This window comes from Olivibacter sp. XZL3 (assembly GCF_004368405.1).
GTDB lineage: Bacteria > Bacteroidota > Bacteroidia > Sphingobacteriales > Sphingobacteriaceae > Olivibacter.
Genome location: NZ_SBJH01000026.1, coordinates 1 through 26600, shown reverse-complemented (window position 1 = coordinate 26600; position 26600 = coordinate 1). Strand labels below are relative to the sequence as shown.

The window sequence follows — 26600 nt, the reverse complement described above, 5'->3', positions numbered from 1 at the left end:
TTTTATCTCAATTCTAGCGAGCTAAAAGTGAATTTATTTACAAAAGAAAAAATACAGTGGCATAGCAGCGAATGCTATCGGAATGATAATGCCGAATACCCAAAGTGCTAAAAACCGTACAATCGGAATATATTTTCTATGGTTGAATCCCAGCGACTGAAATGCACTGTTGAATCCGTGTATCAGGTGAAAAGACATGGCAGCCATCGCCAGCACATAAAAGGCCACCAATATAGGATTCTGGAAGGCATATGCAACTTGCTTGTACAAGTCCCGTGCTCTGGTTACTTCCTGTCCGTCCTGCGTGAAGTTTTGGTAATCAGTAAATTCCGATGCGTTTAACTCTGTAACTTGTGTTTCGAGCGTATTCAGATCGGTGCGGTACTCTATATAAGGCACTTCGTCATTATGGAATTTCCACCAAAAGTTCGCCATGTGTGTGGCAATAAACACAAGCAGTACAGTGCCCAAGATGCCCATGTTCCTTGAACTCCAAGTGCTGTTTTTGTCGCCGGCAAAACTCGCATAGCCAATAGGCCGCGCTTTTCTATTATACACGGTCAGTATTAAAGCATAAAGGGCGTGGATTATAATAGACGCGTACAATAAATAAGACACCGCTTTTATAGGAGTAAAATGCGTCATGAAGTAGGCATAGTCGTTGAACGCCTTGCCTGCATCATCCTTAAATAATTGGAGATTACCAATCAGGTGTACTATCAGGAATGCGCATAAGAACAAACCGGTCAAGGCCATGATTAGTTTTTTCCCTAATGTGGAAGTTAATGCTTGATTAAAACTACTCATTTTATGTGTTATTTTTAATAATGGTAGGCAAAGCTATTTATTTGATTTTATAATGACATAATAATCGGGATCTATTTACGCAATTTAGAATTGTTCTAATGTTCATCTGTTTCTGCACAATTTATAGTCCATTTCTTCACACCTTGCATGCATCTCTAATCTAAGGTTCTCGGCGGCTTGAACCGATTGTAATAAGTTTATTCATACCACTGAGGATAAAAAATGGAAAAATTAATAGCCGTTTCATAAAAAAAGGGCTCCTCGTATGAAGAGCCCTTCTGTTAAAGGTTATGCTATGTTATTTCAAAGGGAATGTAGTGGTATAACGAGCGCCGTCCTGTGTAACGCCACTGAGTTGAATCATGTCGTTCTTGCCGTGTGCCAGCGCGTTTTCAACGTCATCGACATTATTAACAGGTCTACCGTTTATCGAGGTGATGATAAAGCCTTTTGGCACGTTGTACTCGGCGAACAAGCCATCTCTCCTCACTTCAGAAACCACAACGCCAGAAGAAATATTGAATTTCTTTTTCAGTTCGGCATTGGCCGGGATAAAGCCTGCTCCAAGCTTATTATACAGTTCTGCGGTGCTGCGGTTGCTGCCCGTTTTGCCTTCCTTGTCAGATTTAATCGATTCATCGCCTTTTAGAGTCACTACGACTTCTTTTTCTTTACCATCGCGTTTGTAAGTAAGTTTTACTTTATCGCCCGGACGGAGTCGAGCTACACGTTCTTGTAAGTCAGGGCTTGAGTAAATCAAATTTCCATCTATTTTTGTGATGATATCACCCTTTTTCAGTCCTGCGGCAGCTCCACCACCGTTAGGTACCACGCTATTAACGTAAAGTCCGTTAATTTCCTCGACTCCGAGTTCTTTTGCTGTCTCGGTATTCAGCTCTTGGAAGGTGACGCCAACGTATCCGCGTTTTACACTGCCGTACTTTACGAAGTCATCCGCGATTTTTTTGACCAGGTTAACAGGAATCGCAAAGCCATAGCCGGCATAATAACCGCTTTGCGACATGATGGCGGCATTAATACCGATTAACTCGCCGTTTGCGTTTACCAAAGCACCTCCACTATTTCCCTTGTTGATCACTGCATCTGTTTGAATAAAGGATTCTACAGCTGAGCTCGCAGGGATATTATTGGGGTCAGCACCATTTTGCTGCCATTGCTGATAAAGCTCTTGCCGTTGCTGGTCGGCTAAGATACCGATGGCACGACCTTTTGCGCTGACAATACCGGCGGTCACCGTAGACTGTAAGCCGAGCGGATAGCCAACGGCCAAAACCCATTCACCGATATTCACTTCATCGGAATTGCCGAGTTTAACAATAGGCAGGCCGGTTGCACTTACTTTGATTAGGGCTAAATCGGTGTTTGGATCGCGACCAATAATTTTAGCGTCATAAACCTTTTTGTTGGTTAACTCAACCGTGATTTTATCTGCTCCTTCTACCACGTGATTGTTGGTAACGATGTATCCGTCAGTAGAAATGATCACACCGGAACCCGAGGCGCGTGCCGGCTGCGCTTGCCTTTGACGGCCGCGAGGAACGCCGAAGAACTCTTCAAACATATCTTGGAAAGGGTCGCCTCCCGACCGGGCAGATTGTTGATACTCGGTTTTTATATGAACGACAGCTGGCGTAACAGCGGCCGCTGCCTGTGTAAAATCTAAATTTCCCGTTGAGGCGGTGATGTTGCTTGGGTTGCTCGCATAGTGAAGCTGCTGCCGTTCTTCAAACGACATGTTGTTAGTTTGTTTCTTCTCCAACAATTTGTAACCTCCAACAGCCACCGCTCCACCAATAAGGGCTGTTAGTAGTGTTAATCCTATTTTCTTCATTTTCTATTTGTTTTTAGCGGTTGTTAAATCCAGTGAAGCCTATCGTCTTTGCGCCGGGCATGTCAGTTTTCGTTCGAGGAAAATTTCCTTCGGCTGACCCCTCGGTTAAAGCCCTTTATGCTTCTGTTTGTTTTAGCCGGTTTGCATCTTTAGTTGCATGCTGCAAACTTTGGTTTGGCTATTTCAAAAGTAATACCATTTGGGGCTTAAAGGCAAATTTTTCGCTTGTCATTTCTGTTAAAAAATGTTAAAGAAACTTAAAAAACACGATTTATATGAAATCTGTATAAGGCTGCTCATGCGAAGGGGCATGAGAGGTGCGGCAGAGACAAGTATGAGCCCTCAGTGCAACCGCTTATACCGATGAGATAAAGGCCGATTCTTAAATATGAGGAGACTGAGCTGCTTCTTCTAACTCATTAAACCAGTCTTCGCCATATTTTCTTGTCAGCGGCCCTTTTAAAAAGCGGTATACCGGCACTTTTAGCTCGCGACCAAACGAACAGGCGTCATGACAGATATGCCAGCGGTCATAGTTCAGTACGTCGAACTCCGGGTATTTTGTAATGCGGATAGGGTATAAATGGCAAGATATGGGCTTTTGCCAATGTATTTCGCCCTGCTGATAGGCGATCTCTATGGCGCATTTTGTAATGCCGTTTTCCCAAGTTACGTATGCACACTCCTTGTTTCCATCCACACAGGGCGTTGTTAGATCCCCATCTGAGTCCACTACATGTGTACCGACGCTTTCGATGGTTTCGATGCCTTTTTGGGTCATGTACGGTTTCACCTTCGGGTAGATCTCGGCCAAGGTAGCCAGTTCATTTTGATCAAGGGGAGCACCTGAGTCGCCTTCCACACAGCACGCTCCTTTGCACTGGTTTAGGTTGCAAACGAATTGCTCCTTAATGATTTCTTCATTAACCAATACTTCTCCAACTTCTATCATCATAGTTTTTTGTATGACAGAATGTCACTTTCTGTCTTTTTGTCGTTTATTTTAATTTTTTCAGCGGATATTTTAAGCCTTTAACGCCTGTAAGTTCGAGTGTTACAGCACCTATTAAAATATCCACTTGTGCCTTAACGGGAATCCGGTTGTCATCATCCGTTACCCAAAGATGAAGCTTACTGTCCTTTTTAAATACTCGTCCGGGCTCCAGCGACGGACTAAACCGTAAGCATCTCAGTGTTCCCAAAGGGGTTTTTATGTTCTCTTTTCCCAGATAGGTAATATAAAGGTAAGCCAAGGAATCCTTTAAAAAATACGAGAGCTTAAAGGAATCTCCTTCTTTTATATTGGACAAATCAATTGTTCTGGAAAAGTAATATGCAGACAGTAAGTCAAATGTCTGCGGCTCTTTTGCGGTAAAATTTCCACGCGTGGCCTCTATTTTCCTTTTATCTTGATGAAACCGGATCTTATCATTTCTCCTATACTTGCCTTCTTTTATGTCTTCGCTAAAGAAATAAGGGAGGTATGTTTTCTGATCGATATACGAGTCGTACTGATCGCGGATATTGTAAAAAATGTTGAACGCTTTCGACGTTTTACCAACAGCGTTTAAATGGTAAGTCGGTTTTCCGTCGAACGTTAGGTCGGACGGAAGCACCTTTAGGACACCTTCTGCTGCCGATATAAACCCATACTTTAGTTTATAAGTAAGCTCTTCTCCGGGTTGAAATACTGCTTTTTTCAGGGAGGGTAGTGCCTGCGCAAATACTTGACCTGAGAAGCTGATGGAGATGATAATAGCCAGTAGTTTTTTCATCGTTAAAGTTTATCGCTAAGTTGCTAAGGTCTTAGACGACAATTTACGTTGTTCGTTTAAATATCGGAACTGTCGAACAGGGTTCACCGTACATGATGCTTTTGGCCACTTTCGAAAGTTTATAAGCGAAAGTCACAAAGGCAGATTCGGGAACTTTTATGTCGCCACAGCCTTTTACTACCACGCGCTGATCCCTGAACTGCTCCATATCGATCCTCGACAGAGCCCTTTCAAACAATATATCTTCGAATACTTTTTTCTCGCCGAAAAAGATTTCGTTTGCGTAAGGTGCTAATTTGTTTGCTAGAAGCATGTAGGCCCAAGTAGGCACAATGGCATCGGCGGTACAGGTTATCAGTACATTTTTTCCGGTATATTTGGACCAATCGTTTTCCTTTACAAAGCTGCGAAATTCTTTTTCGCGCAGAATAAGCCCTTGAAAAAGATTTTCTTTTATGTCGTAAACTTCGATTTCAGCGTTTGATTTCAGCGTTGCCAAATCGAAGGTTAATAGGCCACTGTTAGCAACTCTGTTGACAATATTTTCTTGGATTTCCATACGCTACTTAAAATTATATATGGATTGCCGGATGAAGGGCAATACCTTACTAAATAAAAAATCCGGATAAGGCTTAAAACTTATCCGGATACAAAGGTATGAATAATTAATTTTAGTAGAACCTCACACGGTTGTCCTTAATGTCTGCTTTATCTAATAAAGCTTGGAAGGACTGGTTGGAAGCTCTTTGTCTTAGCTGCTGCCGAACCTGCTGTTTTTGTTGATCAACTTTATCAAGGGCTGGCGGGTTTACAAAGTCGGTAACCTGCACCACATAGACGCCCTGTGTGCCTTCAATTGGCTTTGAAAGTTGCTTAGGCTGTAATCCGAACACGGTACCTACTACTTTATTCTCCTGTGCAACGCCGGGCAATACCGGATTTGCAAAAACGATATTTTCTTCGGCTTTCGGTGTTTTACCCACCTTCTGCGCTACCTGCTCAATTGATTTTGCTCCGTTTAAGGCCTCGTTCAGTTTTTGTTGCAGTTTAACGGCTTTTGCCCGGTTCAAAACGGCCGGTTCGATTTCTTTTTTAACATCTTCCAGGGCCAGCTGTCCTTTGGGGCGGATACTGGTGAGTTTGGCTACCACATATTGGTTGTCAAGTTCATAAACCTTATCTGTCAAATCGCCTTTGTCAGCCTTAAAAGCCCATTTTATAACTTCTCTTGGTGTTTCGAGATTAGGTAAGTAGCCTTGCATTGGTGTGATATTGTCTGCATGCTCTACGGTCAAACCTGCCTTTTTTGCTTCCTCGGCAAAGTTTTGGCTGTTGGCTTTTCCATAGAAATCAGACGCTTTTCGGTAGGCTGTCCGTAAGGTTTCGTTGCTGCTGGTGACGCTCTTGTCGATGATGGCTGCTTTTACCACTTTCGACATCCCTTTTTGCGCATCTACTTTGATAACGTGAACACCATATTGCGTGTTTAAAACGAGCACATCGCCCGGTTTTGCGTCGAATACGGCATCTTCGAAAGCAGGAATCATACTGCCTCTGGCAAAGGTTCCTAGTTCACCGCCATTATCCTTCGTTCCGTCCGTACCAAACTCTACGGCTAAAGCGGCAAAATTGCCACCGGTTAAAACCAAATTTTTAATAGAATCTGCTTTCGCCAGCGCTTTGTCTATGCCCCCTTCAGTGGCCGGATTTAATAAAATATGACGTGCAGTAACTGAATCGGGACTATTACGTACATCTAAAATTTTAGCGGATTCATATACACCATTTGCGTATACCGGACCAACGGTGGTGCCCTTTGCCGCATTGAACACTAAAGAATCCAAAGCGGGGCTTAATGTGCCTTTCTTTATATAAGAAACAGGGCGCTTCTGTTCCGAATTGGATATTGCAAAAAGAGAGTCATTGGTCGACTTTGCGAGCTCTTCTGTCAACTTGGTAATCGTTTCTTTAGCCAACGCAGTGTCTTGGGCGGTGGGCTGTGCATTAAAGACAACATAATCAAATGAACGCATTTCCATCTGGTTTTTGAAAGCCGCTTTGTGTTCATCGTAGTATTTCTGATAGTCGGCATCTGTCAATTTGATGTCCTTGTCAGGAATGGAAGCATAATCCAATAAAACGTAACTGAAGTTGGCGATTTTATTCCGTTGATTATAGTCCTCATTCGCTTCCAATGACGTAACATAAACGCTGTTTTGTATCAGGTTGTTGTATTTTTGTTGCAAGCGGTTGTCTCTCATTGCTTCCAAAAAGGCGCCCCACTGCCTACTCAGCTCACTGTTTCCGGGCTCTTTTGCTACATTGGCAAGAAACTGGTTTAACTGGTTGCGGTCTATTTCTCCAGTTTGTGGATTACCGAAATTCTGGACGATCATAGGAGACGGATTTTTGCCGGTCACTAAATCCTGCAACTCGTTTTTGCCTACGCCTAAGCCGATGCGTTTCAGCTCCTTGTCAAGCAATAAGCGTCTTAAATTTTGATTCCATGCATCTTCAACAGCATAAGCTGTCATTTGTGGATTCATATTGCCTCCCATTTGCTGACGCATGTTGTCGACACTTTGCTCCACTTGACTGTTGAAGTCTGTATACGATATAGATTCGCCATCTATACTCCCGACTTCATTTTGATGGGACGCCCAAAACGGGGTTCCGAAACGGATAACGTCGCCTAATAAAAATGCTACGATTGCCAAACCGATAATTACTACAATGATTATTCCCGCGCGGTTTCGCAAAAAGGTCATTAATCCCATATGCTCTTTATACTATTTTGATTGAAGGTTTTAAGTTCTTTATTTATTGCTTACTAAGTGTTTAAAATAATAACCACATTTTTTCAAATGAGGGCGCAAGATACAATTTTTAACAATAAAAAAAGTATTTACTGTTTAGTATTGTCACAATCCGTCACCTTCCCTTAAATTGTATACGCCTCTGGCGCCATTTATTTTCCGGTGTTCAAAGTTCTCGTCCGCTTCAAAGAAGTTTCCTTCCAAAATACTGCCATCGGGACTCGTAATAGTTAAGGGTAATTTATTGAAGAAAATACGTTTATCGTTGTCCCAAAATAGTTCCTCAGACTTGAAAACGGTTCCGTCAGCCATCGTCACTACTACATTGTGTCGCAACTCGACAAGGTTTTTCTTTTCAAAGTATAAGCCGTATTTGGAGGTCACTCTTCTTTCCTCTTGTTGGTTTTTATCGTAAAAGATCAGGAGCACATCCTTTGGGAATTCGTAAAATGGACTGTCTATATTGTGCTTAATCATCTTGCTGGAAATCAGTTTTGCTTTTACGATCGCGGAATCGCTGTAAACAACTGTTACGCCATAAGAAACGTCGATGGGCTCTTCAGCATTGATGTTTGCTATCCGTTCTACGTCCTTCAAGTCGTTTTCGCACGCCGATAGAAAAAAAGCGGCGAAAAACAACGAAACCATGGTGTGCTTGCAAACCATGGCTTTCTTTTTTTTGAGCATTTTGATTAACCGATCAGTCATCAAATACATTTCATCTGGGTATTTCCGCCTGTTAATTAGTCATACCTATACCGTTGGAACCAGCGGTCGTTCAACATAAAGGATACGGTAAAGTTAAAATATCGCTCTTTTACCAAATTGTTTGTTAAGGTTCCTCTTTGACCATATTCCGCCGTGAGGTTTATTTTGTAGTAAGCTTGGATACCAGCCTGTGCCCGTATTGGGAGACCCAGGCCAAGACTGACGGCCATATCATTTATATCTTGTCCGTTCAGATTGAGATAGGTTTTGTCGTATCGTAATCCGAAACGGTAGTCTACCACATTCCAATAGCGGATCGATGTAATATCCGGTGTCCATTGTCCACCTACGCTTGCACCATAGCTATTTTCGTATTGTGTTTGATCGTCAAAAAGAGACCCGTCTCTATAATCGGACCACTTGGCATAGCGGATATCGGCACCCAACAACCACTTATTTGCCCTGTTGATACTGAAACCAAAACTATGCCGCATAGGTAGGGTGATTTTCTCCTCATTTCCAAAAACGGAAGATACTGTGTCGAGTGTAGGGTTAACGATATCTCCCGAAACGTAGCTTGCATATCGTGTTACAACTTCAGAAGCGGTTGAGTTCAGCTTGGTTCCGAGGCTATTGGTATAACCAAGGGTCAATAGTGTCTTTTCATTTAATGTAGTATGGTATTGAAGACCAAGATCATAATTAAATCCGTTAATTTCGCGCGTGTTTTCAATTTTAGAATTCGTTGCGCCCAATTGGTTAGGGAATTCGATGCCGCTTATGTTATTTAGTTTTCCGAAGAGGTAAGAAACGTTAGCTCCTACGCTCAGGTGCTTCCCAATTTGCACGCCGTAGCCAATGTACGCTTTGCTGAGGCCTCCTTCTCCGGAGAAAACCCGATTGGCCCGAGTGGTGTCTGCACTGCCGAACGACATAGGGGAAGCATAATTATAGCCCATATCCGAAAACGGCATCAGGCCGAAACTAAAGGCCGACCGCTGACTTAGCGGAATAGCAAAATTGAGGTGGTTTAGGGCAAAATTTCCACTCGCTTCGCTGACCCCCCCCCTTTCGAGAATCGTTCTATTCATATAGGCTCCGATATCAAATGTTGATATTTGGATGCTTGAATAGGCCGCCGGATTGGCGGTGTTAATATTGCTATAGCCTCCTAAACTTCGCACGCCTGTTGAAAGCCCGCCCATCGCCCTGTACTGAGGTAACTGATCACCTCTTAAAGCCCCTAGCCCAAAAGCCGAGTATGGTGAGCTGCTGTTCGTTTGCGCATTAGCCGTTGCGCTAATGCATATTCCAATGATATAAAGGTATTTCTTAATCTGTAATCTCATGCGGATCTACTGTTCATGAAGCTGTATATCTCAATTCGAGATTGCAAAGCTATTTATTTTTTAGTTGTGAAGCAGGGTGTTTTTGTTAAAAAAGGTTAAAACACACAGTTTTACTTGGTTAAAAAAGCTGAAAGTATAAGATAGCAATGAGTAAGATAGCATAGATGCTCTCGTAAAACCACTGCGTTTTAGCGAAATTAAAATAATAAGCCATATAAATAGAAATCGGTGGCGCACATATCAAGAAGTGATATTGGGGTGCATCGGATTTTAAATAGTAAGAGAAAACACCAAACAGAAACATAAAGAACAACAGCTGAAACGATTTCCTAACGTGAACAATGCTTTTATAAAAGTTTTCTCTAAGTGTATTCAGAAAAAGGACTAAAACGAGTGCTAAAGGAAGCAGTACCCAATAGTCGTAAAGCTCTATATCGTATGATGTCGGGAATGGATTTGCTAAAGGTTTCCAAATTGCGTAAAACTCGCGTATGCGGTCGTTCCACAGGTAGATAATACCGAGAAGAAAGTAAACCGTTATGAAGCCGAGAAGTCCGGCCACCCATTCGCGCCAATCGAAGGGCCTAAATATAATGAGGGCGGTCCATAATAGTAAGAACATTAAGATGAAAGGGAAGTAGAACAGGGTTCCCAAGGCCACCAGCATGCCTAAATCATATAAAGTAGACTTTACTTCCGGACGATGATAGGTCTTCAGCAATTTATCGATCATCCAAATTAAAAGAAAATTGCAGATCAGCGTAGGCGTTAAAGCGAGGAATGGTAACAAAAGACTCGCGGTGGTAATATACATCAATGCCGGTAGAAAGGTAGGCCTTCCCAGCAAATTGTGATTATCAACAATGCGGTTTAGTAAAAGAGCCTGTGCAACGGTTAGCACTAAGGTGATTAAAACGCTCGACAGCGGGGTCAAGGTCAAATCGTTCGCATTTTTTACAAAAGCCATAATCGCCTGCTCAAAAAGTATGGGGTGAAACGATTCAGGCAGGTGGATGAAGGCGCCGATACATAGAAGAAAAGCTATAACTATTAAAAATAACAGGTTAGAGGGCGTAAATTTCCTGAATAAATTAATCATTCTGCTTTTCCTTTATTGAGCTATATACGAGTGCAATATTAGCGCAATAGAAGGGAAAAGTAAAAATTAAAACGTAAAAAAAGCAAGAGGCAATTGGCGGTATGTCCCAAGTTATGATTTCTTAACCTTCAGCCTTTAACAATTGCAATAACTTGTTTACGTTCAACTTTTCATTTAGGTCTTCACTTTCGAAAGGATCGATGTCTTCCGCTTCCATCAGGGCGATTTCGTCTTTATTATAGCGATAGATATCCCAGATCCCTTTATTATACTCCAAGGCCGTAAGGTTTTCTACCCAGTCGCCCGAATTTAAATAAGTTACCCTTCCGTTTTCCGTTTCGATCTGTCGTATTTCAGGTTGGTGGATATGGCCACAGATTACATATTGATATCCTTTTTCGATCGCCAGTTCTGCACAAGTTTTTTCAAAGTTGTTGATAAACTTAACCGCATCCTTAAAGCTAGCTTTGATTTTCTTAGAAAAACTCATTTTTCCTCTGCCCATTTTCACCAAACACCAGTTTACAAAACTGTTGAGCAAAATAAGTGAATCGTAGCCAATAGCACCAAGACGTGCGAGCCATTTGGAATGTTGCATGGTCACGTCAAAAATATCGCCATGAAATATCCAGGCATTGCCCTTTGATAGGGGTAGTATAAGTTTGTTACTAAGCTGTAGTGACCCCAGGTTGAAGTCGGCAAACTTCCGTAACATTTCATCGTGATTGCCTGTTAAATAATAGACGGGAACCCCTTCTGCTACAAACTTAAGTAGTTTGCGAACGACTTTCATATGGCTTTCCGGCCAATACCGCTTACTGAATTGCCAGATATCGATAATATCCCCATTTAGTATGATCTTTTCGGGTTTTATGCTCTTGAGATAACTGAGCAGCTCTTTAGCGTGACATCCGTAGGTCCCAAGATGAACATCTGAGATAACTACCAGCTCTATTGGACGTTTTGACATCAAAGTATAAACTTGGTACACAAAGTAACATGTGTATTGTTAACTTGCTGTTAATTAGGTGTTATGTTTGTTGGTTATTGGCTGTTCGGTTGAGCGATAAAATAGTAGCAGTACCAGTTGCAGTTGCAGTAGCACTAGCAGACGCTCGTGCAGTCGTCACCCTGAGCAAAGCCGAAGGGTCGGGCCTTCTATTGGCGTATGACCTTGGAACTGTTCCAAAACAATGGAAGAACAAGAACATAGAAGGTACACTATACCTACGCTAAATGACAAATGGATTTGAGGTGAATTTAATGTGGAGTTGACGTGGACTTGATGTGGATCCGCCCCATCGGTGTCTTATCCTGATATAGCTATACAGGTTATTGAAAATTTTGAAATTGACTACACACGCAGATTATAATGAAGCCGCTAAGATGATAGCCTAAGATAGTGATTTTTAACTAAACATTGTATTGCATGTTGATTTTTCCAGATAAGTCCTTTTTAATAAAGAAAGTAAATAATTCTTATCTTTGCAGCTTAAAAAAAACATTAAACGCCGTTTGCAGCGGTATCAATGACATATGAAAACATATCAAACCTTGCTGTATTACTGTTACAGCCCAATAGAGAACGCAGAAAAATTTGCCGAAGACCATTTAGCATTTTGCAAGTCATTAGGGCTTGTAGGGCGGATTATCGTCGCCGATGAAGGACTGAACGGAACGGTGTCTGGTACATCGGAGTCCTGTAAAGCCTATATGGATGCTGTGCATGCCGATCCTCGTTTTGCCAAAACCGACTTCAAAATAGATGAAGTAGAAGAGCCTTCATTTATTAAAATGCATTGTCGATACAAACCTGAGATTGTGCATTCTGGTCTACGCAATCCGCAGATCATAGATCCAACCAAGAAGACAGGGATTCATTTAGATCCGAACGAGTTCTTGGAGATGAAAGACCGAGACGACGTAGTTGTACTAGACGTACGTTCTGACTATGAACATAAAGTCGGCCACTTCAAAAATGCGATTCGCTTGGATATTGAAAATTTCAGGGAGTTTCCGGAGAAGATTAATGAACTGGCTAAATATAAGGATAAGAAAATTCTTACCTACTGCACCGGTGGCATTAAATGTGAAAAGGCATCGGCATTGTTGCTTCACGAAGGCTTCGAAAACGTTTATCAGCTGCACGGAGGCATTATCAAGTACGGCAAAGAGGCAGGAGGAAAAGACTTCGAAGGAAAATGCTATGTGTTTGACAATCGGGTGGCTGTTGAGGTAAACACCGTGAACCCTACCGTCGTCTCTACTTGTCACAATTGCGGTAAACAGACAGCAAAAATGATCAATTGCGCTAATCCTGAGTGTAATGAACATTTCACTCAGTGTGACGATTGCGGTTGGAAAATGGATGGATGCTGCTCGGAGGCCTGTAAAGAACACCCTCGGAAAAGACCATATGATGGCACCGGATATTATGTTAAAATTCCGCAGGCTGTAAACCTCAGCAAGAGAAAGCATAAAAAATTCGAGGCAAAGACCTAATATAGCTTATATGCGCGGTATCGGGTCTTTTTCCTTAAAGCTACTTGCTCTTTTATTTCTTAGCCCAGCGCCATACTCGGCGACTGGGCAGGTAAATAGATCAAAGGTTAAGGTTCCGATTTCTTCCGTAGCTCCTGTCTCCGGCGATGCCCATTTTGCAGGAGCTCCGCTCGTTCAAAATTATTCGAAGACATCTTATCAAGCAGGAAACCAAAATTGGTCGGCAAGCTATGGCCCTGACGGCCGGATGTATTTTGCCAACAGTGACGGCCTCTTATCTTTTGATGGGCAGCACTGGAACCAAAGCACGATGCCCGGAAAGATTTTGGTGCGAGCGGTTGCGGCCGGAAAAGATGGTAAAGTTTATACCGGTGGCTTTGGCCAGTTCGGTGTGTGGGAAAGAGATTCATTTGGACAGCTCGTCTACCACTCGCTCAGCGATCAGCTAAAAGCGGCGGATAAGCTTCACGACGAAATCTGGAAGATTTATGTGGATGAAGAAAAGGTGCTTTTCCAATCCTTTTCGGCTATCTATACCTACCAGGACGGGAAATTGTCTGTGCTGAAAACAAAAGATCCATTTCTTTTTCTATATCAGGTAAACAAACGCTATGTTGTTGAAATCATATCGAAGGGATTATTTGAATTTAAAGAAGGCAAGTTAATCAAGCTTGTGGATAAAGAGCGCTACGGTAATTCGATCGTCCTCTCCATCCTCCCTTTTGATTCGCAGCGCTTATTGATAGGTACCGCAAAGAGCGGTCTATTTCTCTTTGAAAACGGATCCGTCAAACCATGGAATAATGAAGCCGATAAAGCGCTACGCCAATATCAACTCAATAATGGACTTAAAGTCCTGGGGAACCGTTACGTCTTCGGTACTATTTTAAACGGCGTATATATCCTTGATCAAACCGGGAAACTCATCCAGCATATTAATAAAAGTAATGGGCTGCAAAATAATACCGTTTTAAGCCTACAGAAAGATACCTTTCAGAACATATGGGCGGGTCTGGATAACGGAATCGATCGTATCGAAATCAATTCACCGATTTATTATTTTGACGATCGCGCTGGGATATTGGGCACGGTTTATACCTCAAAGATTTACGAGGGCAGATTATATATAGGCACAAATCAGGGACTCTATTACAGTAAGTGGCCCGCAACCAATAATCGCTTTGATTTTCACTTGGTAGAAGGCTCGCAGGGACAGGTTTGGGAGCTCTATTCAATAGGCGATGACTTACTCTGTGGACATAATAATGGCACATTCAGGGTTAATGGCGACAAACTGCAATGGTTATCAACGGTTACAGGTGGCTATTCGCTGCATACGTTGAGCGACAAGGCTGATAGCCTTATACAAGGAACCTATACGGGCTTGGCGCTATTTAAGAGGAGCGGCAAGGGCTGGGAGTTCGATCAGAAAATACGAAACTTTAACGAACCGGTCCAATATCTTCAGCAGCTAAGCAATCAACGATTTTGGGTGAGTGGATATAAGGGGCTCTATGCATTGCAGTTGAATAATGACAAGACCGTCGTTCAGCAGCAAAAAAAATACACCGAAGAGGATGGACTTCCGCAAAGCCTTTATATCAATGTGTTTGATTTAGCCGGGCGAGTGGTTTTTGCAACGGATTCGGGGTTTTATCTGCACGATGAGATCGCCGACCGCTTTCACGCCTATTCACAGCTGAACGAGCGCTTAGGGACCTTTGCTAACGCCAATAAAGTAGTGCCGGCAGCTGACGGTAAATACTGGTTTATTCGTAAAGGACACCTCGCCTTAGTAAGTTTCGGAGAAGGGGGCCGGGTAAACATCGACTCTACAGGCTTTACGGTATTGAACAACCGAATGCTGAGTTTCTATGAGAATGTAAATCTATTGACGCCAAATTTGTCGTTGATCAGTTTAGACGATGGTTTTGCTTTATATAGAAGGACAGCTGATACCAAGCGGGCGGAAATAAATGCGCCGATTATACGGAAGATAGAAGATATTGCCGACAGCACAGCGAGGCCGATAGCGTTTTATAAGGTGGACGATGTTATTTTAACCGCCAAACAAAACAATATTCGCATCACCTACGCTTTACCACATTTCTCCATCAACGCGGTGCAGTTTCAGTACCAATTAGATGGAAACGCTAAAAACTGGTCCGCATGGAGTGCCGTAACCCAAAAAGAGTTTACGAATCTCTCACCGGGGCAATACATTTTTAGGGTGCGGGCGAAAATTAACGGAAGGATAAGTCCTGAAAGCCTGTTAGCGTTTGAGATAGCGGCTCCTTGGTACCAAAGTGGTGCCGCTTGGATAATTTATACGATACTGTTTTTGCTTTTGCTTTATGGGGCGAGACGTTATTATCTGTATAAGCTTAAAAAACATCAGGAAGAAACGCAGAAACAAATGTTGCACGAACAAGAAGAGCGACTGCAAAAGGAAATGTTGGAGAATGAACAGCGACTGTTTAAGTTAAAAAACACTCAGCTAGAGAAAGAGCTGGCAGGCAAAAATAGGGAGCTGGCAAATTCGGCTATGAATATTGTTTACAAGAATGAGCTACTCAATAATGTACACGATGAGTTGCTGCAGTTAAAAGACGCTGATGGCCGAAAATTGTCCACCGACCAACTAAAAAGAATCAGTAAGATAATAGACGATGCCCGCAGTGACGAACGCGACTGGAACCTTTTTGAAGAAAGTTTCAACGAGGCTCATGAAAACTTCTTTAAAAAGTTAAAAACCAACTATCCGGAATTAGTGCCTAATGACCTAAAGCTATGTGCTTATTTGCGTATGAATATGTCCAGCAAAGAGATCGCCTCTCTACTAAACATCAGCACGCGTGGAGTTGAAATACGCCGCTACAGGTTGCGGAAAAAGTTGAATCTTGAGCACGACCAAAACCTTACCGAATTTTTAATGGGTATCTAGCTTTATCGACATAGAGCTATCTTCATTACGAAGAAGCGTATCGTCCATAGCCTTACAGCCCTACATACATCAAAAAACACTACATCATTCCCTCATCAAGTGCTATGTGTATTAAGTACACACTCACCCCTTAGGATGAGAGGTGTTTTCTATTGCCATGCAATTGTTTAACAGTAATTTATGATTTTATCGATATGCGATGAGCAAGTGATTTTCCATTTGATGTATAGATGTAGAGGCTTTTTTTTTCCGAATTTTAAAACAATCGGACAACTTTGCTTTGTTAACCAAAAGAAGGGCATACTCACTTTGGGAGGTGTAGGTGCCAAGACTATATTTAAAACGACAATTAATAACCAATCGGAAAAAGCTATGAGGTACAGATTTACGTACTGCCTAATGGTTTTGTTTATGTTTCTTTCGGCGATATCTTTTGCGCAAGAACAGATAACCATTCAAGGTAAAGTGACAGATTCGCTCGACGGAACAGGGATTCCAGGCGTGAGTGTTTTAATGAAAGGTACTGGGAAGGGAACCCAGACCGATGGCGAAGGAAACTATAGTATAACTGTCCCTTCGAATGCCACCTTAGTATTCAGTTTCATCAGTTACAGAAGACAAGAAATAGCGGTAAATAACCAAACGACTATTAATGTAACCTTAGCGAGTGAGAACCAGGAGCTCGATCAAGTTGTAGTGGTAGGTTATGGAACGCAGAGGCGAAGCCAAATTGTTGGGTCGGTAAGTTCAGTAAAATCAGAAGAGATTACCAAACAACCTGTATTAACCGCAGCTCAAGGATTGCAAGGCAAGGCATCAGGCGTACAAATCAACGCTTCAGGACAACCAGGATCGCAGCCGCAAGTCCGAATCAGAGGAGTTGGTTCAATTACGGGCAACCAAAATCCTATTTATGTGGTAGACGGTGTAATTACGGATGATATCACCAATATCAATAATTCGGACATCGCCTCCATTGAGGTGTTGAAAGATGCTTCCGCTCAAGCCATTTATGGTAGTAGAGCGGGTAATGGGGTGATCCTCGTAACGACTAAAACGGGACAAAGCGGTAAAATGCAGATCAATGTAAACGCCTATGCCGGTTTTCGAAATATGACGAGTAAAGTCGACATGGCGGGAGCTCGGGATTACGCGATTTACACGAATGAAGCGATTATTAATGGAACCAATGAAGGAGAAACGCCGGAATTATTGTTCGACCCGAATAATCTGCCCAGTCAAACAACGGATTGGATGGATGCGGTGACCCGACAAGGACTGGTGCATAACTATGACGTTAGCGTAAGCGGATCATCAGAGAAAACGAATTACTACTTTAGTGCCGGTTACTTTGGAGACCAAGGTATCCTTAAAGGATCCAAATACGATCGGTTCAATGCGAGAGTAAATAATGAGTATAAAATAGCGCCTATTCTCTCCGTCGGTCATAATCTCACGGTGACCTATAGCAAATCGAACAATATTCCCGCAAGCGTTTTTGCCTCGGCTTATCGGATGTCTCCTGCCGCGCCTATTTATAATGAGGACGGTAGTTATGGATATCAACCCGGCCTAAATGTAGGGAACTCAATAGCTACGATTAACTATACCAACGACTTTACCAATACACTACGACTACAAGGTAATGGTTTTATATCCTTGAAGCCAGTGGAAGGGCTGACCTTACGAAGTGACTTCAACTTCGATAAAACAAATGGAGACGGTCTTCAGTATGCTCCGGTATATACTGTTTTTAGCGCACAACAAAATAATCGTTCACGCTTAAATGTGCTGGATAATAGCCGATTCTACTACATTTGGAATAACCAGGCCTCGTATACGAAAATTTTCGAAGATAAACACGAGATTAACGCCACATTGGGGTACTCCTTTGAAAGAGATCGCGCAACAAGATCAAATGTAAGGGTGCTCGATGTCCCAAATCAGCGTAATTTGTGGTATATCAGTCAGGGAGACGTGTCGACTATCACGATTGACCCGAATAATAACGTCAATGGAGGCGATTTGGTACGACGGCAGTCGATTTTCGGCCGTTTAACTTACACCTATAACAGTCGATACAACATTAGCGGTTCCTTACGTCGGGATGGTTCTAGCTCTTTTCCGGTGAACAATAAATGGGGAACGTTCTACTCCATTGGTGGATCATGGAACATTGGAGAAGAAGATTTTATGAAAGACCAAGATTTATTTGATTATTTAAGGTTAAGAGTGGGATATGGTAAGGTAGGGAATGATATCAGTATTTCAGGCAATAATTTAGCCGCCTTGTTGGGTGTTTCACAAACAGGTTATTACCCCTTCGGATTTCCCAATTTCGATCCTGTTTTAGGCGTCAACTACAACCAAATCAGAGATGCCGGAGCTTCATGGGAAACAACAAAGGGCGTAGACGCCGGATTAGAGTTCGGTCTTATTCAAGGAAAACTGTCAGGAAGTTTCGGGTACTATAATAAATTGACCGATGCCTATGTTCCCGTTACAATCCCCTCCCTTTTTGGAGATGCAGACAGGGTCGTGTATTCGCAAGCTGCTAGGGTGAGGAACAGAGGATTTGAAGTCGCTTTGAATTGGGATAACCGGGTTAACGATGATTTTTCGTACCGATTTGGGGGTAATGTAACCTTTAATAAAAATATCGTAGATGAAGTTGCCGGTAACTTGCGTTTACAGGGTGGAAGCCTTGGAAACGGTCAGATTACAACGTTAACACAAGTAGGACAGCCTGTCGGAAGCTTTTGGGTTTATGAAACCACGGGCTTCGATGAACAAGGTAATTTTACTTACCGCGATTTAAACGAAGATGGCGTTATAGACGATAACGATCGAATCTTTGCTGGGTCTTATCAGCCCAAAGCCTATTTTGGATTTAATGCCGGATTTAATTATAAAAAGTGGGATTTTGCGTTTGACCTTTATGGAAATCTCGGAAACAAAATCTTTAATGGAAAACGGGCCGTGAGGTTCGGAAATGACGCGGTGGAGCAGGAAGTCTTCGCTAACCGATGGACGCCGCAAAATCAGAACGCCGTTAGTCCAGCTGCATCAAATACGATCCCTCGGCCTTCAACTTATTATGTCGAATCAGGAAATTTTCTGCGCGTAAACAACATCACATTGGGCTATACTTTTGATGATCAAAAATGGGCATTCTTGAAAGACAGTAGACTGCGGATATTTGCTACAGCTCAAAATCCCTTCGTGTTTAAGTCGTACAGTGGCTTTACTCCCGAAATCGGCGGAGCTACATCTGGAAATATTTCCGATGCCGACCGGCGAAACGCAGGATCTGCGATTAATTCCGGAATTGAATTGGATGTATATCCCATATATTCCACTTATATGTTTGGTTTAAATTTGACATTTTAAGATCATGAAGAAATTCATTCATTATATTGGTGTTTTCGCTACGCTCTCATTGGGCGTGGCTGCCTCCTCCTGTAGTAAAGACTGGTTGAATCCAGCACCGGAAAATCAAGTTTCGGGAGATGACTCAACTTTTAGTAATCCACAAAATGCGCAACGATTTGTTAATTCTGCTTACACCAATCTCTTGACCTGGGAACAAAGTTCCTTTGCCTGGATTGGAGTTACCAGTATCACTTCTGATGATGCCGATAAAGGAAGTTCGCCCGGAGATAATGGGACTGACAAAGATCAGTTAGACAACTTTACTTTCAGTGCTTCCACCCCTTCTTTCTATAGCATGTGGAGCAGTAACTACTTAGGTGTCAGTTATTGCAATCAAGCGCTTGAAAATGTGCCTCAATTTGCAATAGAGGAAAGTTTAAAAACCCGATATGCCGCAGAGGTACGCTTTTTAAGAGCCTACTATTATTTCAATTTGGTCAGGATGTTTGGTAATATTCCTAAAATTGACCGGGTAATTGACTATGAAAACGTAGAAGAGCGCGAGACGGCATATACACAGCTACCGGCAGATTCTATTTACGCGTTTATAAAAAGTGATTTGGAATTTGCCTTGGCAAACTTACCGAAGAATACTGAATATGGTGCTCAAGACCTAGGACGAGCTACGATGGGAGCAGCAGCAGGCTTATTGGCGAAAGTTTCTTTGTATAGAAAAGAATGGGACAGAGCGTATTCCTTAGCGGATAGTATTATCAACGGTGCGGTTGGAGCCTATGCATTAGTGAGCGATTATACCACCATTTGGAGAGAAGTAGGAGAAAATTCATCGGAGTCTCTCTTTGAGATCCAAAGCAGCGGTTTGCAAAACAGCAGCGTACAACAGTTCAGCCAGGTTCAAGGTATAAAAGAAGGAACGTTCAATGTGCCTTCTGGACAGGTTTTCCAAGGATGGGGCTTTAATACGCCGACTCAAGATCTATATAACGCCTATGAAGACGGAGATGTTCGGCGTGATGCGACTATTATTAGCGTCGGAAACACATTGTTTGATGGAGTAAGAGTGAATTCGGCATTCAATCCTCGATACAATTACAAAGCTTATCAAAGCATTTTGAACGAAACATATGGTGGAAGCACAGATTATTCGAACGTGAATATTCGTATTCTTCGTATGGGAGAAATATATCTTATCCGTGCAGAAGCGGCCAATGAATTGGGAAATACAGCAGTCGCCGTATCCTCTGTAAATGCTATCAGGGCAAGAGCAAGAGGTAACAATCCGAATGCGGTGCCAAATATCCAAGCAGCTGGACAGGAAGCGCTTCGTCCGTTGATTTGGAATGAAAGGCGGCTGGAATTGGCGATGGAGTTCGATCGTTTCTTCGATTTGGTTCGCACAGGTCAAGCTGGAACTGTTTTAAGAGCGCACGGGAAACAATTCGTCGACGGCAGACATGAATTATTTCCGATTCCACAAAACGAAATTATTGCAAGCGACAATAGGCTTCACCAAAACCCTGGATACTAACACTAACACGTTGGAGACTGTCTAAAGAGTTGTTTTCTCCACGCGATGTTGCCCTGGAGGTAGGCCCGGAGATATCAATTCGCTAAGAGATACTTTTTAGACAGCTCTTTAACTTATTTCTATATCAACTATTGATGGAAGCCGCATGCGCTTCCATTTAAAAAGTAGTTGAACAATGCATATTCGATGAAAAATTTCTTTTACATATTACTTCTATCATTTTTTGCAGTACTTTTTTCCTGTTCTCAATCGCCGTCCAATAAAGACGATGGGCAGGTGAACGGGCAGGCAGACAGCCTTTCCGACGACTCTTTACTGACGCTTGTACAACAACAGACCTTTCAATATTTCTGGGAAGGCGCAGAAGAGACCTCTGGTTTGGCTCGTGAACGGATTCATCTGGACGGTGTGTATCCGGAAAATGATCAAGACGTGGTAACCATTGGCGGCGGCGGCTTTGGTGTCATGAATATTTTGGTAGGCATTGAACGAGGTTTTATCTCCCGGCAAGAGGGTGTGCAAAGGCTAGAGCAGATTGTTAATTATTTGGAAAAAGCAGATCGTTTTCATGGTGCATGGCCCCATTGGTTGCACGGGCCTACCGGTAAAGTAAAGCCCTTTGGTCAGAAAGACAATGGTGGCGATCTGGTAGAAACAGCCTTTATGGCGCAAAGCCTCTTATGTGTACGACAGTATTTAGCGAACGGCAATGAACAGGAGCAAGCGGTTGCCGCGAAAGCGGATCAATTGTGGAAAGAGATCGATTGGAACTGGTACCGCAAGGGAAATCAAAATGTGTTATATTGGCATTGGAGCCCCGAATATGAATGGGAAATGAATTTTCCGGTGACGGGCTACAATGAATGCCTGATTATGTATGTATTGGCGGCTGCGTCTCCAACGCATGGCGTACCTGCTGCGGTTTATCATGAGGGTTGGGCAAAGAGTGGAAAGATTAAAACCGATGCAGAGCAATATGGGCATAAAATCATTTTAGGCTTCAATGGACATGAAGGAACTGTTGGTCCCATGTTCTGGGCACATTATTCCTACCTCGGCTTAGACCCAAGGGGATTAAAGGATGAATATGCCGATTACTGGGAATTAAATAAAAATCAGACGCTTATTCAACGGCAATACTGCATCGAAAATCCAAAAGATTTTAAAGGCTACGGGCCTAACGCTTGGGGCTTAACGGCAAGTTACTCAGTAAACGGCTATGCCGGTCATAGTCCGAAAGAAGACTTAGGCGTAATCAGCCCGACAGCTGCGTTATCTTCTTACCCTTATACACCGGAATATAGCATGCAGGTCATCCGCTATCTTTATGATCAATTAGGCAGTAAAGTGTGGGGTAAATATGGGTTTTATGACGCTTATAGTGAAACGGATAACTGGTTTCCTCAACGGTATTTAGCAATTGATCAAGGACCAATTCCAGTCATGATCGAAAATGAACGGAGTGGATTGCTTTGGAATCTGTTTATGAGTGCGTCTGAGGTAAAAGAAGGATTAAAGAAATTGGGTTTTTCAAGTAGTCAACATTCTTTATAATAATGAGTTATCAGTTGTCAGTTGCGAACCTATCGGCCTATTGGAAAATTCTTGGAAGGTTAACCGCTGGACTTTTAATCTTTGGGTTAAACTTCTCAGTACATGCACAAAAGCTGCAGACCTACTGTAATCCGCTCAATTTGGATTACACCTATATGGTCTATAATGCGCATGATGATATCTCCTACCGCTCAGGCGCTGACCCTGCCGTTGTTGAATTTCGCGGCGAGTATTATATGTTCGTTACCCGATCGATGGGATACTGGCATTCGACTGACCTGACAAACTGGGATTTTATTACACCCGAAAAATGGTATTTTCAGGGTTCCAACGCACCGGCGGCACATAATTATAAAGATTCGGTGCTCTATGTTACTGGAGATCCATCGGGCTCGATGAGTATCCTGTATACGGATAATCCAAAGAAAGGCGATTGGAAGGCTGTTCCGGCGATCTTAAATGATTTACAGGATCCGGATCTTTTTATAGACGATGATGGTCAGGCTTATATATTCTGGGGATCCTCCAATAAATTTCCAATCAGGGCTAAAACATTGGATCGACATAAACGGTTCCGCCCCTCAGAGAAAATCTACGAATTATTTAACCTAGATCCGGATAAGCACGGGTGGGAACGTTTCGGTGAAAATCATCAGGATACGGTGCTCGGGGGATATATAGAAGGGCCATGGCTAACCAAGCACGGTAACAAATATTATATGCAGTACGCTGCTCCCGGTACCGAGTTTAACGTATATGGCGACGGCGTTTATGTCAGTGACCATCCGCTGGGCCCCTATCGTTATGCACCTAATAACCCTGTCGCCTATAAGCCCGGTGGCTTTGCGAATGGAGCGGGACATGGCAGCACCGTAGTGGGTGCAGGAAATCAATATTGGCATTTTGGATCGATGGCCGTTTCGGTAAATGTGGGCTGGGAACGGCGCATTTGCATGTTCCCCACCTATTTTGATCAAGAAGGTTTGATGTATACGGATACGAGGTTCGGCGACTACCCTCACTACGCATCAGGAACGTCGAAACAAGGCGAATTTACGGGCTGGATGTTGCTCTCTTATCAGAAACCGGTGACGGTTTCGTCGACTGCAGGCGGGCAAAATGCACAGCATATGGTTGATGAAAGCATCAAAACCTTTTGGCTCGCAGCAGCAAATGATGACAGGCAATGGGCGCAAATTGACCTTTTAAAGCCAGCAACAGTACATGCCATACAAATCAACTATCATGATTATCTATCTGATATGTATGGACGGATCCCAGGGCTCAAACATCAATATCTAATAGAAGGCTCATTGGATGGAAAGCATTGGAATGTGATAGTAGACAAGCGAAATAACGAACAGGATGTGCCGAATGAATATGTCTCTTTAAATGAGCCAGCACGCATTCGATACGTTCGCTATAAGAACGTACACGTCCCCACTCCTCATTTGGCAATTTCCGGGCTGCGTATTTTTGGTAAAGGCGAAGGAAAAGCTCCGAAGCGTGTGAAAGGGTTTCAAGTGGAAAGGCATCCGGATAAAAGAGATGCCACCCTCTCCTGGGATCGGCAAAAAGAAGCGCATGGATATAACATTTTATGGGGAACTGCTCCTGACAAACTATACAATGCGTGGATGGTGTATGATAATAATACCCTTGACATGAAAAGTTTGACTGCAGATCAAACTTATTATTTTGCCATTGAAGCTTTTAACGAAAACGGAGTTTCGGAAAGAATACAGGTACAGGAAGTGAAATAAGCTTTTAGGGCGTAGGTATTAACGAAGACCTAAAACCTAATAGCCAAAAGCTAATAAGAAAATGAACAAACTAATAATACCAACCCTGGCAGCTGCCCTGTTGATGGCAGCACCATGTAAAATACAGGCGCAAAGGAAGGTTAGCAGAAAGCCAACCTTGACGATTAAGCAAACCGAGAAAGATAAAATGGATGCCTTTATTAATGAGCTGATGGCTAAAATGACCATTGACGAAAAAATAGGACAGCTTAATTTGCCTACTGGAGGTGAAGCTACTACCGGATCGGTGGTGAGTACCGATCTTGAAAGTAAAATCAAGGCCGGACAGGTGGGCGGCGTGTTTAGCTTAACAACGCCCGATCGGGTACGAAAGACCCAGGAACTTGCAGTTAATCAAAGTCGACTAAAAATCCCTTTGATCTTTGGGCAGGATGTGATCCACGGGTATAAAACGCTGTTCCCTATTCCTTTGGGGCTATCAGCGACCTGGGATTTAGCGTTAATAGAAAAAACGGCACGCGTTGCTGCAACGGAAGCTAGCGCCGATGGTTTGAATTGGGCGTATTCGCCCATGGTCGATATTTCCCGTGATCCCCGTTGGGGAAGAATATCGGAGGGAAGCGGTGAAGATACTTATTTGGGATCGCAGATTGCCGCGGCCATGGTACGCGGCTTGCAAGGGAACGACTTAGCCGCGAATAATACGTTGATGGCCTGTGTAAAACATTTTGCTTTATATGGTGCGGCAGAGGCCGGGCGGGATTATAACACCACAGACATGAGCCTACATCGGATGTATAATGAATATCTACCGCCTTACAAGGCGGCGGTGGATGCCGGTGCGGGAAGCATCATGACGTCTTTCAATGATATCAACGGTGTACCGGCTACCGCTAACTACTGGTTGTTAACCGACGTGCTACGGAAACAATGGGGATTTAAAGGGATGGTTGCTACCGATTACACCGCTATCAATGAATTGATTGATCATGGTTTGGGCGATCTGCAACAAGTTTCTGCTCTATCGCTCAAGGCGGGTGTCGACATGGATATGGTAGGGGAAGGCTTTTTAACCACTTTAAAGAAATCCTTAGAGGAAGGCAAAGTCAGCGAGACAGATATTGATCGCGCTTGTAGAAATGTGCTGGAGGCTAAATATAAATTAGGGCTTTTTGATAATCCCTATAAATATTGTAGCGAGGAACGCGCTAAGAAGGAAATTCTGTCAAAAGAACATTTAAATTTTGCCCGCGAAGTGGCCGCACAATCCTTCGTGCTATTAAAGAACGAAAATAACACCTTGCCACTAAAAAAGTCAGGAACCGTAGCGCTAATTGGTCCGCTGGCGAATACCGGAAGTAATATGCCGGGAACCTGGAGCGTGAATGCCGATCTACAGAACACGCAATCCTTGTTGGAAGGCATGAAGGAGCTAGTAGGATCGAAAGTGAAAATTCTACACAGTTTAGGGTCAAACCTATTGGAAGATGCTGCTTACCAAGAGCGCGCCACCATGTTTGGTCGGGAAATTCCGCGGGACAATCGTTCGGAAGAAGCTTTAATTCAAGAGGCCGTAGCCACGGCAGAGCAGTCGGACGTGGTAGTAGCCGCTCTCGGGGAGAGTTCCGAAATGAGCGGTGAAAGTTCAAGCCGTACCGACCTGAATATCCCTGCGGTGCAGCAACGATTACTTGCGGCATTACTGAAAACCGGAAAACCGGTGGTATTAGTACTTTTTGCTGGTCGACCGCTAACGCTTACCTGGGAAGAGGAACATGTGCCTGCTATTCTGAATGCATGGTTTGGCGGCACAGAAGCGGCGAAAGCGATTACCGATGTCTTATTTGGTGATGTTAATCCTTCTGGTAAAATTACCGCAACCTTCCCTAAAAACGTCGGACAAATTCCTCTTTATTATAGTCACAAAAATACAGGGCGACCACTTGCGGAAGGGAAATGGTTTCAAAAATTCCGTTCTAACTATCTTGATGTGGATAACGAACCACTTTATCCCTTTGGCTATGGCTTAAGTTATACCTCGTTCGCTTATGGTGATATCATGCTAAGTAAGAACTCATTCAGCGAAGGAGACTCCATTGCTGTGTCTGTAACGCTAACCAATACGGGTAAAATGGCTGGCAAAGAAGTGGTGCAACTGTACACGCAGGATTTAGTTGGTAGTATAACCCGTCCGGTCAAAGAACTTAAAGCGTTTCAAAAAATTGAGCTAAAGGCGGGCGAGAGCAAACAAGTGGTTTTCCATCTTTCTGCAGAAGATCTGAAGTTTTATAATGCCGACTTGCAATATGTAGCAGAACCAGGCGATTTCAAAGTTTTTGTGGGCGGCAATTCGCGTGATGTGAAAGAGGCTCAGTTTACCTTGCAGTGATCTTTTAGGCATAAGGTATGAGGTTTAGGGTGTAAGGTGTCTTTGTCTTGTCCTGATATAGGTTGACAGTTTATTATTTACAAACTGACAAGCATGATGGCGAAATTACAGAGAATGACCG

General features: G+C 43.0%; 17 protein-coding genes. 7 read left to right on the top strand and 10 right to left on the bottom strand.

What is annotated here, in order from left to right; all coding sequences use genetic code 11:
- Positions 1-33: 33 nt before the first annotated feature.
- The 10 genes from EPX21_RS06785 to EPX21_RS06740 all read right to left on the bottom strand — a co-directional run bounded on the left by EPX21_RS06785 (position 34) and on the right by EPX21_RS06740 (position 11376).
- Positions 34-807 (bottom strand): succinate dehydrogenase cytochrome b subunit, encoded by a 774-nt coding sequence (locus EPX21_RS06785; protein ID WP_134088913.1) that lies wholly within the window; start codon positions 805-807, stop codon positions 34-36.
- A 298-nt stretch (positions 808-1105) separates the two neighbouring features.
- Positions 1106-2659, bottom strand: a complete 1554-nt coding sequence (locus tag EPX21_RS06780; protein ID WP_134088912.1) for a Do family serine endopeptidase — start codon at positions 2657-2659, stop codon at positions 1106-1108.
- Between the two features lie 382 nt (positions 2660-3041).
- Positions 3042-3611 carry a DUF3109 family protein gene (locus tag EPX21_RS06775; RefSeq protein ID WP_134089019.1) on the bottom strand — a complete coding sequence of 190 codons (570 nt, stop codon included), beginning with the start codon at positions 3609-3611 and terminating at the stop codon, positions 3042-3044.
- Positions 3612-3657: 46 nt separating this feature from the next.
- A complete protein-coding gene (locus EPX21_RS06770; RefSeq protein ID WP_134088911.1) occupies positions 3658-4434 on the bottom strand; it encodes a DUF3108 domain-containing protein in 777 nt (258 codons plus the stop codon).
- Between the two features lie 43 nt (positions 4435-4477).
- Positions 4478-4993: a DUF2480 family protein gene (locus EPX21_RS06765; protein WP_134088910.1), complete on the bottom strand. Its 516-nt coding sequence runs from the start codon at positions 4991-4993 to the stop codon at positions 4478-4480.
- A 112-nt stretch (positions 4994-5105) separates the two neighbouring features.
- Positions 5106-7211: a SurA N-terminal domain-containing protein gene (locus tag EPX21_RS06760; protein WP_134088909.1), complete on the bottom strand. Its 2106-nt coding sequence runs from the start codon at positions 7209-7211 to the stop codon at positions 5106-5108.
- Between the two features lie 144 nt (positions 7212-7355).
- On the bottom strand, positions 7356-7916 hold the full coding sequence (lptC, locus tag EPX21_RS06755) for an LPS export ABC transporter periplasmic protein LptC (protein WP_166670702.1): 561 nt from the start codon (positions 7914-7916) through the stop codon (positions 7356-7358).
- Positions 7917-7993: 77 nt separating this feature from the next.
- Positions 7994-9307, bottom strand: coding sequence for a hypothetical protein (locus EPX21_RS06750; RefSeq protein WP_134088907.1), 1314 nt, complete (start codon positions 9305-9307; stop codon positions 7994-7996).
- Positions 9308-9425: 118 nt separating this feature from the next.
- Positions 9426-10406 (bottom strand): DUF6427 family protein, encoded by a 981-nt coding sequence (locus EPX21_RS06745; protein ID WP_134088906.1) that lies wholly within the window; start codon positions 10404-10406, stop codon positions 9426-9428.
- A gap of 121 nt (positions 10407-10527) precedes the next feature.
- On the bottom strand, positions 10528-11376 hold the full coding sequence (locus tag EPX21_RS06740; RefSeq protein ID WP_134088905.1) for a UDP-2,3-diacylglucosamine diphosphatase: 849 nt from the start codon (positions 11374-11376) through the stop codon (positions 10528-10530).
- A gap of 566 nt (positions 11377-11942) precedes the next feature.
- Here EPX21_RS06740 and EPX21_RS06735 point away from each other — a divergent pair.
- The 7 genes from EPX21_RS06735 (at position 11943) to bglX (ending at position 26479) form a co-directional block, all read left to right on the top strand.
- Complete coding sequence (locus EPX21_RS06735) at positions 11943-12908, top strand: rhodanese-related sulfurtransferase (RefSeq protein ID WP_134088904.1); 966 nt, start codon at positions 11943-11945, stop codon at positions 12906-12908.
- Between the two features lie 10 nt (positions 12909-12918).
- Complete coding sequence (locus tag EPX21_RS06730; RefSeq protein ID WP_134088903.1) at positions 12919-15852, top strand: triple tyrosine motif-containing protein; 2934 nt, start codon at positions 12919-12921, stop codon at positions 15850-15852.
- Between the two features lie 372 nt (positions 15853-16224).
- Complete coding sequence (locus tag EPX21_RS06725; RefSeq protein WP_134088902.1) at positions 16225-19242, top strand: TonB-dependent receptor; 3018 nt, start codon at positions 16225-16227, stop codon at positions 19240-19242.
- A 4-nt stretch (positions 19243-19246) separates the two neighbouring features.
- The gene (locus tag EPX21_RS06720; RefSeq protein WP_134088901.1) at positions 19247-20773 is read left to right on the top strand and encodes a RagB/SusD family nutrient uptake outer membrane protein; all 1527 of its coding nucleotides are present in this window, start codon (positions 19247-19249) and stop codon (positions 20771-20773) included.
- Positions 20774-20959: 186 nt separating this feature from the next.
- The gene (locus EPX21_RS06715) at positions 20960-22327 is read left to right on the top strand and encodes a glucoamylase family protein (protein WP_134088900.1); all 1368 of its coding nucleotides are present in this window, start codon (positions 20960-20962) and stop codon (positions 22325-22327) included.
- Between the two features lie 2 nt (positions 22328-22329).
- Positions 22330-24090 (top strand): family 43 glycosylhydrolase, encoded by a 1761-nt coding sequence (locus EPX21_RS06710; RefSeq protein ID WP_134088899.1) that lies wholly within the window; start codon positions 22330-22332, stop codon positions 24088-24090.
- A 61-nt stretch (positions 24091-24151) separates the two neighbouring features.
- The gene (gene bglX, locus EPX21_RS06705) at positions 24152-26479 is read left to right on the top strand and encodes a beta-glucosidase BglX (RefSeq protein WP_166670701.1); all 2328 of its coding nucleotides are present in this window, start codon (positions 24152-24154) and stop codon (positions 26477-26479) included.
- Positions 26480-26600: the final 121 nt, after the last annotated feature.